Origin of the sequence: Curtobacterium sp. VKM Ac-1376 (assembly GCF_015351025.1) — a bacterium.
GTDB lineage: Bacteria > Actinomycetota > Actinomycetes > Actinomycetales > Microbacteriaceae > Curtobacterium.
The window spans coordinates 24,498-35,316 of record NZ_JADKRV010000023.1 but is presented as its reverse complement, the minus strand read 5'-3'; the positions used below and the strand labels follow the sequence as shown (position 1 = coordinate 35,316).

At 70.3% G+C, this 10,819-nt stretch carries 7 protein-coding genes; 2 read left to right on the top strand and 5 right to left on the bottom strand.

Annotation, left to right across the window (positions count from 1 at the left end; genetic code table 11):
- The first annotated feature begins 89 nt into the window (after positions 1–89).
- Positions 90–2,537, top strand: a complete 2,448-nt coding sequence (locus ITJ56_RS16705) for an ATP-dependent helicase (RefSeq protein WP_194631761.1) — start codon at positions 90–92, stop codon at positions 2,535–2,537.
- Between the two features lie 365 nt (positions 2,538–2,902).
- Positions 2,903–3,367: a hypothetical protein gene (locus ITJ56_RS16700; protein ID WP_194631760.1), complete on the top strand. Its 465-nt coding sequence runs from the start codon at positions 2,903–2,905 to the stop codon at positions 3,365–3,367.
- A gap of 16 nt (positions 3,368–3,383) precedes the next feature.
- Here ITJ56_RS16700 and ITJ56_RS16695 read toward each other — a convergent pair whose 3' ends face one another.
- The 5 genes from ITJ56_RS16695 to ITJ56_RS16675 form a co-directional block, all read right to left on the bottom strand.
- Positions 3,384–4,022 (bottom strand): pyridoxine/pyridoxamine 5'-phosphate oxidase, encoded by a 639-nt coding sequence (locus tag ITJ56_RS16695; RefSeq protein WP_194631759.1) that lies wholly within the window; start codon positions 4,020–4,022, stop codon positions 3,384–3,386.
- 71 nt (positions 4,023–4,093) lie between these two features.
- Positions 4,094–5,203, bottom strand: coding sequence for a hypothetical protein (locus ITJ56_RS16690; RefSeq protein WP_194631758.1), 1,110 nt, complete (start codon positions 5,201–5,203; stop codon positions 4,094–4,096).
- Between the two features lie 22 nt (positions 5,204–5,225).
- Complete coding sequence (locus tag ITJ56_RS16685) at positions 5,226–9,596, bottom strand: FtsK/SpoIIIE domain-containing protein (protein ID WP_194631757.1); 4,371 nt, start codon at positions 9,594–9,596, stop codon at positions 5,226–5,228.
- Positions 9,597–9,908: 312 nt separating this feature from the next.
- Entirely contained in the window at positions 9,909–10,154 is a 246-nt protein-coding gene (locus ITJ56_RS16680; RefSeq protein ID WP_194631756.1) for a hypothetical protein, read from the bottom strand.
- A 52-nt stretch (positions 10,155–10,206) separates the two neighbouring features.
- Entirely contained in the window at positions 10,207–10,791 is a 585-nt protein-coding gene (locus ITJ56_RS16675; protein ID WP_194631755.1) for a hypothetical protein, read from the bottom strand.
- Between the last annotated feature and the right edge of the window lie 28 nt (positions 10,792–10,819).

Sequence of the window (10,819 nt, the reverse complement as noted above, 5' to 3'; positions counted from 1 at the left end):
CAGGAGGTCCTTCTCACATCCCAACGACTACAGCGAGTCGTCGCAGCTCAACCAACGTCCCTGGGCAGTACACCTAGACTGTCCCGGACATGACGATCGTGCTCGACCCCTTCGAATCGACGCCCGAGCCGGGCGCCGGTGCCCGCGCGTACGAAGACCCGTTCACCGCGGGTCTGAACCCCCAGCAGAAGGAAGCCGTCGAGTACCGCGGCGAGTCCCTGCTGATCGTGGCCGGCGCCGGTTCCGGCAAGACGAGCGTGCTCACCCGGCGCATCGCGCTGCTGCTCGCCAACCGCGAAGCCTGGCCGTCGCAGATCCTGGCGATCACGTTCACGAACAAGGCCGCCGCCGAGATGCGCGAGCGCGTCCGGGCCCTGGTCGGTGGCGAGGCCGAGGGGATGTGGATCTCCACGTTCCACTCGGCGTGCGTGCGGATCCTCCGTCGTGAAGCCGAGCGGTTCGGGTTCCCGCAGTCGTTCACGATCTACGACTCCGCCGACTCCAAGGCGCTGCTGAAGCGGATCATCAAGGAGCTCGAGGCCGACTCGCTCGGGCTGACCGTCGGTGCCGCGGCGTCGAAGATCTCGAAGCTCAAGAACGAGCTGCAGGACATCGACACCTACGCACGGAACATCAACGTGAACGACCCGCAGGAGGTCATGTTCACCGAGGTGTTCCGGCGCTACACGAACGAGCTCCGCCGGGCGAACGCCTTCGACTTCGACGACCTCATCGGCCAGACGGTGTTCCTGTTCCGGGCCTTCCCGGACGTCGCCGCCCTGTACCAGCGGCGCTTCCGGTACATCCTGGTCGACGAGTACCAGGACACGAACCACGCCCAGTACGCCCTGATCCGAGAGCTCACCCGCCCGGTGCCGGTCGAACAGGTCGACAAGCTCGAGGACTCCGGCCAGCACGTCGCCCGGATACGGGAGACCGACGGGTCGATCGCCCCCGCGTCCCTGACGGTGGTCGGCGACTCCGACCAGTCCATCTACGCGTTCCGCGGGGCGGACATCCGCAACATCGTCGAGTTCGAGCGGGACTTCCCGAACTCCAAGACGATCCTGCTCGAGCAGAACTACCGCTCGACGCAGAACATCCTCGACGCAGCGAACGCCGTCATCGCGAACAACTTCGACCGCCAGGCGAAGAGCCTGTTCACCGACGTCGGCGCCGGCGAGAAGATCGTCGGCTTCACCGGGTACACCGGCCACGACGAGGCCCAGTTCGTCGCCGACGAGATCCAGCGCCTGCGCGAAGACGGCATGGACTACCGCGACATGGCGGTGTTCTACCGGACGAACTCGCAGACCCGTGCGCTGGAGGAGATCTTCATCCGCGCGGCGATCCCGTACCGGGTGCTCGGCGGCACCAAGTTCTACGAGCGCGCCGAGATCAAGGACGCCATGGCGTACCTGATCACCGTCGCGAACCCGGCCGACCCGATGGCCCTGCGCCGCATCCTCAACGTGCCCAAGCGCGGCATCGGCTCGGTCACCGAGACCACGCTGCAGCGCTACGCCGACGAGCACGAGACCACGATGCGCGACGCCCTGCGGCACGCGGGCGAGCTCGGGTTCGGGCCGAAGGTGCGGAACGCCATCACGGAGTTCGCGGCGCTGCTCGACTCGGTGTCCGAGAAGGCCCCGACGCAGCCGGTGGTCGACACCCTGACGCAGCTGCTCGACGGCTCCGGCCTGCTCGACAACCTGCGGAAGTCCCCCGACGCGCAGGACGCCGCTCGCGCCGACAACATCGACGAGCTCGTGGCCGTCACGCGGGAGTTCCAGAAGAACAACCCCGAGGGCACCCTGTCGGACTTCCTGACCGAGGTCTCGCTGGTCGCCGCGGCGGACGAGCTCGACGACTCCTCGGGCACGGTCTCGCTGATGACCCTGCACACCGCGAAGGGCCTGGAGTACGACGCGGTGTTCCTGACCGGCGTCGAGGAAGACCTGCTCCCGCACCGGATGTCCGCCAACGAGCCCGGTGGTCCGTCCGAGGAGCGCCGGCTGTTCTACGTGGGCATCACCCGCGCCAAGAAGGTCCTGTTCCTGTCCCTCGCGATGACCCGTGCCCAGTTCGGCGACGTGAACGTGGCGATGCCCTCGCGCTTCCTGCAGGAGATCCCCGAGGGGCTCATCGAGTGGAAGCAGTCCCCGGGCATGGCGAACAGCCGCGGTGGCACGCAGCCCCGAGCCCTGAACGCCAAGCGCGACGGCGGCTTCGGTGGCGGTGGCGGGGGCGGTGGCTACCGCGGTGGTGGTGGCTGGGGCGGCGGCTCGTACGACCGTGCAGCCGCGGCCTCGAAGACCCGCCCGAAGACCGAGTGGGCGAACCGGGTGTCCGGGCAGGTGCGCGACAACGGCGACATGGAACTCGTCGCCGGCGACCGCATCAAGCACGTCGACTTCGGTGAGGGCACCGTGTCCGCGGTGACGGGCCAGGGAGCCAAGCGGATCGCCGAGATCGCGTTCGACTCCGCGGGCCGCAAGAAGCTCCTCATCAAGATCGCCCCGATCGAGAAGCTGTAGGAGCCTTCGCCGGTCCGCACCGAACCGGCAGCGCCCCGTCCACCCAGGACCGCGGCCTGACCGCGATCGGCACGCCGGGTCGAGCGGTGACGTCCGCATCGGCGGTCGCGCCCTGCAGCAGACTGCGTTCACGAGCGCCTGATCCGCCCGGTCGGCGAACGCTCGACGTACCTGTCGGGCGGGCGCTCGGCCTGCCTCCCGGGCGGGCGTCCGGCCTGCCCAGCAGACGAGCGTCTGACACGCCCGACCGGTCGAGGCGCCCCTCGTTCGGGTGGCACGATCAGGTCTTGTGAGGTCAGCCTTACCTAACATGACACCAGGCACGGGCGGCTCTGGCGAAGGCCTCGAAGCGCGCCGGACGGGTCATGGGCATCGGATGGGCGCTCGGTGTCCTGGAGTTCGTCGTCGGGGTCTCCGTCCTCGACCGAGCCAGCACCGTCGATCCGGCCGCTGCACTGACCATCGCGACCGCCGTGGCAATCGGGCTGGTGGTGGTCGGGCACCTCGTCGCGTACTTGATCACCCGAACTCCACGAGCGGATCTGTCCGCAGCCGTCGATGCCGGCGCAGAGCGCATGCTCGGGGCGGCGCGCGCGGAGGGGTTCCCGGAGCTCGATCCGAAGAGCGTCCGGCGAGCGTTGCGCGAGGACGACAACGGGCCCGCACCGTGGTTCGATCCCAAACTCGGGCCGCACTCGTGGCCGGTGTGGCGGATCGGTACCGTCGACCCAGCGGAGGGGCGCTTCGTCATCGCGGAACGATCGAACGATGCCCGATCGTTCACGGTGCGCGTCGAACCCGCTCAGCCGATGTGGTGGTCCAACGACTGAACGCGGACCGTCGGCCTCAGGGCTGGAGGCGGGTGGCCGTCCAGGTCCCCTCGGCGAGTGCGTACTGCAGCCGTCGGTGCATCCGGTCACGGCTGCCGTGCCAGAACTCCACGATGTCGGGCTCGAGACGCCAGGCAACCCACCGTGCAGGCCGGGGGACGTCGTCGCCGGAGTCGTCGAGCAGGTCGTTCGCGTCGTCGATCAGGTCCTGCAGCGTCCGCGGTTCGAGCACGGCCGACTGGTCCGCGATGGCCGTCGCCGCGCGTGACTTCGGGGAGCGGTCGGCGAACAGGGCATCGGACTCGGCGTCCGACAGCCGGACGACGTGCCCCTCGAACCGGAGCTGCTGCATCGTCTCGCGCCAGTACGCCTGCAGGGCCGCGTGCGGGTTCTCGGCGAGCTGCCGGCCCTTCGGACTGTCCTCCGACGTCCCGAAGACCAGTCCGTCCGCCTCGATGCGCTTCACGTCGACGGTGCGAGCGGAGACGCGGCCGTCAGCGCCGGCCGTTGCGAGGGTCATCGACAACGGCTCGGAGACCTGTCGGTCCTTCGCCGCGGACAGCCACTCGCGAGCGAGGTCGAGCGGAGACGCTGGCGGGTCGTCGAACTCGGGCAGGTGCAGGGAGTCGTCACCGGAGAGCGGGGCAGAGGACATGTACCCACCCAACCGCGCGTTGGGGCTCGGTGTTCGAAGGGGGCCGTCCGCTGGGGTCGACATCGGCTTCGTCAGGACGTCGCCGACGGCAGCGTCCGGGTGATGCGGAGATGTCCGACCGCACTGACGAGGACGGTCCAGACGGATCCGTCCGCCGGGCCCGAGAACGTGACGGTTCGGCCCTGGTCGTCGTCGCTCCCGGTCGGGACGCGTCCGTGATCCGGCCAGAACATGGTGGACATCGCCTCTTCCGGGATCAGCGCGAGCCGACGGAGGTGCTGCCAGAGTGCGGCCACCTGGCCTTGGCGCGTGGACGTCTCGAGTCCGCTCGGGCGGAACTCCGTCGGTGGCAGGTCGGCCACGCGGGTGTCGTGCACCACCTCGAACGGTGCACCGGGACGCTCGACGTACCGCCGACGGAACACCCGGATGCCGATCCTGCCGTTCGGTTCGACCGCGACGTCGATGAGGTCGGACCACCGGATGTCCTCGTCGTCCCACCCCACCGCTCGGGTGATCCGGTGCGTGCTCGGCTGGTACCTGCCGGTCAGTACCGTGCCGGCGAGCACTTCCGCTTCCGCCCACTCGGCCGGAGTCAGCGCGTCACCGAGCGTCGCCCGCACGGCGGTCCAGCGTTGTGGTGCCGACCACGAGGCGGGCTGCGCGCGACCGAGGAGGCGATCGATCAGGGAAGGCCGTCCGTCGATGGAGGGGCTCGGAGCAAGCGTGGTCGAGGTCGCGATCGTCTCGGTGTCGTCGACGGCCTCTGGTCGTGCGACCAGCGGCTTCGCGCCGACGAACGCCCGCTGTGCCTCCACCGTGCCGAGGCGTTCGTCGGCCGGGGCGAACACGTCGACCAGGTCGTGGGGGCGTCGACGACGACCGCGGCGGTGTCGGTACGCACGCAGGCCACCACCCTGCTGTCGGGCCATCCCGCTCGGCCACACGTCGACGCGAGCCCCCTGCACACCCAGGAGCCACCCGTCGCGGTCGAGTGCCGCGCGCACCAGGCTCAGCGCCTCGAAGGCGTCGTCGGCCGTGGCCGAGTGCTCGACGCCCAGCAGCACCACGGTCACGGTGGAGTGCGCCTGATGGTCCGGGTCCGTCAGGTCCATCGCCACCGTCACGCTCGCGGGGGCGCTGGTGCCGTTCCGGTACGCGATCCGGTCGTACGTCGTCATCGCCGCTCGCCGTGACCACGTGTCACGGCGTCGGGACCTGCACCGACACGAGCTCACCGTTGCCGAGGTGCACGATCGCGGAACCGACCTGGACGCGCTCGACGATGCTGCTCCGCGGCAGGCGCATGCCGAGCAGGTCGCCCTCGGTGATCGCCTGGGGGCTCAGCAGCGCTCCCGAGCGGTTGCGCTTCATGTCGACCTGCCAGCCGGTGAACCCGACACCGAACTCGGCGGTCAGCCCGGCTGCGACGATCGCCTGACCGTTGTCGGCCGCACGCTTGACGAACCCCTGCAGCCAGCTCTTCGCCGGGGCGTCCTTGACGAGCTCGGCGTCGTCGATCACCAGGACACGTCGACCAGGCTGCCCGTCGAACAGGGGTGCGAGGTCGTCCTCGGTCAGATCGGCACCCTCGTGCACCGCCAGCACACCCGGTTCCGCGGCCAGCCCGCGGAGCGGGGACTGCCGCGGGGTCACGAGCACGACCTCGCCACCCTCGCGCAGGACCGAACGGGTCATCGAGAGCAGGACGGCACTGCGTCCGGACTTCGCGGGGCCCCCGACGACGAACGAACCGGCCGTGGCCAGGTCAGGCCCGATCGCGGTGAGGTCGTCGCCGCCGATGCCGACCAGACCGAACAGGCCGGCGTCGTCGTCGCGCATCTCCCACGCGCGCTCGAACGGCACCGGGCCGGACAGCTGGTCGACGCGGAAGGGACGTCGGCTGCGTTCGACGGCCCGGTCGCGTTCCGTCGCGAAGGTGGCGAGAGCCGTGATGGCGGCTGCCTGCGACTGCCCGGTGCCGGCTGCGGCGAGCAGCGCGATCTGTGTCTCCGTCGCGGACTCGGAGGCGAACGCACGTCCGTCGGGCACCTGCTCCGGGAGCTTGCGCGGGTTGAGCGAGGCCAACCCGTAGTCGCCCCGGTCCGACAACCGGAGGACGAGCTTGTCCTCCACCAGGGTGGCCATCCGACTCGAGAGCAGCTGTCGGTCTCCGGTGACGACCAGGTGGATGCCGACGCTGGCGCCTTCGCGGAGCAACGTCATCACCTGGTCGGTCGGAGCGCCGTGGTCGAGCTCGCCGAGAGAGCCGACGAAGCCCTCCCAGCGGTCGAGCATGAAGACGATGTGCGGCAGGCGTTCCGCCGGCACGACGGCCGCGGCACGCTGCTCGACGATGCTGGCGAAACCGCCGTCAGCCAGCACCTGCTGGCGCCGGGCGAGCTCCTGGGTCAGCTTGGTCAGCAGCCGCTGGGCTCGTTCGGTCTGGACGCGCTGGACGACGGCACCGGCGTGCGGGAGTGCCTGGATCGGCAGCAGCGCGCCGTTGCCGCAGTCGAGCGCGTACACGTGGACGTCGGCCGCCGAGGTGTTCCGGGCGATGGCCGCCGCGAGGGTCCGGAGCACCTGCGACCGGCCGCTCCGCGGGGCACCGACGACGTAGAGGTGCCCGTCGGAGTCGAGGTCGAGGCTGCGCACCCGCTGCGCCTGCTCACCGGGGAAGTCCTGCAGCGCGAACGGCAACGGCCCGACCCGGGCATCCGTGGCGCTGCTGTCGTCGAGTTCCCACGCGCGGTCGTTGAGGTCGGTGAAGAGCAGCGTCTCCGGCAGGGCGTCGAGCCAGGGACGGTACGGAGCCGGACCGCCGAGCTCCGCCGCGGCCTCGGTCACGGCGCCGACGAGCTCCTGCAGGTCGGTTCGCTCGTCGGTGTGCTGCACCTCGGACTTCGGCGGCGTCGGCGGCGCGGTGCCGAGCGCCGACCACGAGACGGTACCGGCCCAGACCTGCTTGCGCTGGGTCGACTGCCCGGGGCGACGGCCACCGACGCGACCCGACTGGAACGGCAGCAGGGCCCCGGCGCCCAGACGGATGTACCCGCGGCCGGGGGTGCTCTTCTGGATCTGGGCCGCGTCGCCGGCGTCGATCACGTCGGTGCTCTCGCTCGAGTCGGTGACCCGCAGCGCGATCCGCAGGTTCGTGTTCGCGCGGATGTCGTTCGAGACGACACCGGTCGGACGCTGTGTGGCGAGGATCAGGTGGATGCCGAGGGACCGGCCGCGCTGGGCGATGTTCACCAGGCCGGTGACGAAGTCGGGCAGCTCCCGCACCAGGCTCGCGAACTCGTCGATGACGATGAGCAGCCGCGGCATCGGCGGCAGCGGTTCACCACGACCGAGGCGGTCGAGGTAGTCCTCGATGTCCTTCGCTGCCGCATCGGCCAGCAGGTGCTCGCGACGACGGAGTTCGGCGCCCAGGGACTCGAGCGCTCGCTCCACCAGGTGCGTGTCGAGGTCGGTCACCATGCCGACGGTGTGCGGCAGCGGCGCGAAGTCGCGGAAGGCAGCCCCGCCCTTGTAGTCGATGAGGACGAAGTTCATGCCCTCCGGGGTGTTCGTCGCCGCGAGCGACGCGACGATCGTCTGCAGGAGCTCGGACTTGCCCGAACCCGTCGTGCCGGCGACGAGGCCGTGGGGGCCGTCCTTCCGCAGGTCGAACGCGAACGGGCCGTCGAGGCTCTCGCCCACGACGACCTCGGTGGTGCGTGGGCGCACCGACCACTTCCCGGTGATCGCCCGGGCCGTCGGCGGTTCGAGCAGCATGACGTCGAGCAACCGCGACGACGTGGGCAGTCCGCCGGCGTCGCTCTCGTCATCGGCGTCGACCATCGGCGCGACCGCTCGGGCGACCGTCTCGAACCAGCCGTCCGGGATCCGGTCCGGCCGCACGTCGGCGACCGTCGCCTGGCGCTGCGCGGCAACCCGGATGCGTTCCGGACCGACGGTGACGACGACGGAGCACTCCTCGGGCAGCAGCCGTGCCTCTTGCTCAATGCAGATCGCCCGGACGCCGACCGCCGGCCCTTCCTTGAGGATGCGGATGAGGCCGGGCAGCGCTCGGAGCCGCCGGGCACCGTCGAGCACGACGACGATGTCCGGGCCCGCGATCCCGCGCATGTTGGACTCACGCATCGCCCGCTGGCGCGCGTCGATCAGCTGACCGACCTCGGCCACCCGGGCGCCGAGCGTCTCGGCGTCGTTGCCGATCGCGATCACGGCGTCCTGCCCGAAGCCCGGCCGGGCCTGCGGGATCCACCGCAACCACGCCCACTCATCGGCCGACCGGGCGTCCGTCAGCACGACGAACTGCGTGTCGCGCGGGCTCTGGAGGACCGCGAGCTGCGCCACGAACCACGACGTCAGGTGTCGCGTGTGCTCGTCTCGGCCCGCGACGCCGACGACGCCCTGCACCCCGAGGTCGACGATCACCGGCACGTCCTCGGCCAGCTTGTCGACCGCGCGACGGTGCTCGAGCGCCGACGGGTCCTCGAGCACGACACCGGACGGCACGTCAGCGGTCCCGACGCGGAGGGTCAGGTAGTCGGGATCGGTCCGGCGGCGCTCCCACAGACGAGCGCGACGCCGCAACGCGACGTCGAGCACGGTTGCGGGGTCCGGTGCGCTCGTCCGCAGCTCGCGCTGGTACCGGACCACTGCCTCCAGGGCGTCCGCCTCGACCGCCTTCTTGGTCTCTTCGTACTCGGCAACGCGCTGCTTGTGGGTCTTCTTGCCGTTCCGGCGGTCCCACCAGGCGTTGCCGAACATGATGATCGGCGACATCAGACCGAACGCGAGGTACGCGACGTTGTGGAAGATCGAGATCATCACGGCGGCCATGCCGAGCGGCGCGAGCGCCGCGATGATCGGGATGGACCGACGTGACTGCTGCGCCGGCACGGCCGGCAACTTGAACACGGACGGGTGGTCCTCGGGCAGGAGCCGCGGCGGCCGGGTGTAGTCGAGGGAGCCGCCGCCGGCGGTCAGGGTGATCGCCGCTCGGTCGGCGTCCGGCACCGCGACCGACAGCAGGGTGTCGCCGATCGTGACGATGCTGCCGGGCTCGACCGGGGTCTCGTCGTCGACCTCGGCGCGGTCCACCAGCACCGTGGAGCCTTCGGTCGGGGTGATCGTGAACCGACGGTTGAGGTCGAGCCGCAGGATCGCGGCGTACTCCGGTGCGCTCCGGTCCGGCAGGGACACCGTCGCGTCGGGCGCCGAACCGACGTGGGCGATGCCCGCATCGAGCACCACCACGGTGCCGGCACCCGGTCCGCCGACGATCCGGACGCTCGGCAGGTCCCCCGGCAGGGGCAGGACCGGAGCCGGGGCCCCGAACGTCAGCCGAGCGCCCTCGAGCAGCACACCGTCACCGATGCGTGCGTGCGGGGTGGTCGGGACGGAGTCGACCGCGACGTCGACGATCGACGTGGCCCCTTGCCCGAGCCGCTTGGCGACGACCTCGACGATCTCGCCGAGCAGGGTGTCCTCGTCGCACTCCACCACGAATTCGGCGGAGGCGCTCGACGGAAGGTGGCTCGCGGTGAACGTCAGGCGCACGTGTGGCGCCCCGCACCGGAGATCGTGGTCGTCGTGGTCGCAGCGCGGTGGTCGGACGAGGCCCCCCGCAGCGTCATGCTGCCGCTCATTCGTCGATTCTCGCAGGTTCCCCGGTCGGGCAGGTCGTGTTGCGTCCGGCTTGTGGATGGGCGCTCGGCCTGGAGGCGCGGTGTGGGGGAGCGGGTCGGTTCACCTCGACACGGGCTCAGTGCAGCCCCTATCGGTCACGTCGCGCCGTGGATGCGTCGGACACGAACGGCCAGGTCATGCGCTGCACGTGCGCGGGCGGTGCGCCGCCGCCAGCGGGCGTCGTCATCGTCCGCCCCTCGATGGACGGGATGCCTTCAGGTGACGACTTCCGATGACGACGCCGACGACCAACGCGAATGCCCACACGACGTACCGGATGAGCCACGCGGTCGGTCCGTCCCAGGGGCCCGTGTCGTACTTGCCACCTGGGAGGAGGGAGACGCCGACACCGATGGCCAGCACGATCACCGCGTCGCGGGCGAATGCGGCCCAGCGGCGTCCGGGTGTGCGGGGGAGCCGTCGTGTCATCGCTTCCTTCGCGGGTCGGTGGTCGTGGTCGTGGTAGTTGTCGTGGTCGTTCTCACTCGGCGTCTGGAGTGAGCACCAGCCCGAGGGCGAACTGGTCGGCCAAGGGCGCAGCGAACGACTCGTCAGCACGCTTCGGGATGAACGTGGTCAGGACGGCGGTCAGCGGATCGGGCAGCTGTCCGATGGGCTGCACCCATCGGATCGTCGTGGACGGAACCGCGCGGCGCAGGAGTGAGCGAGCCGGTGTCTCCGTCCGGTCGAGGATCCTCGTGGCGGGACCGAGTGCCGTCGTGACGGTGGACACATCGGCATCGGCTGTCCGTTCGGCGAGCGGGAGGAGTGCGTCGTCGACCGCCTGGGCTGCAGCATCGAGTCCTGGGAAGTACTGGATGACCGTGTAGGCGAGTATCTCGATGGTCGGGGCGTCGGTCGTCAGGACGAAGAAGTCGTGGGCATCGACGTCGTTCCGCAGTCGTGCCAGTTCAGTCATCGCCGACTCGAGCGATCCTGCGACACGCTTCGGAACAGGCCGGTGGATGTGGCTGATCACGTTCGCTGTTGCGGCGCGCCCGGCGGTGGCCGGGGCGCCCTCGATGAACCTCGTCCAGGCGTTGACGTAATCGAATTCGAGTCCCATCAGGAGTTCTCCCTTCTCGGCTGTCCGG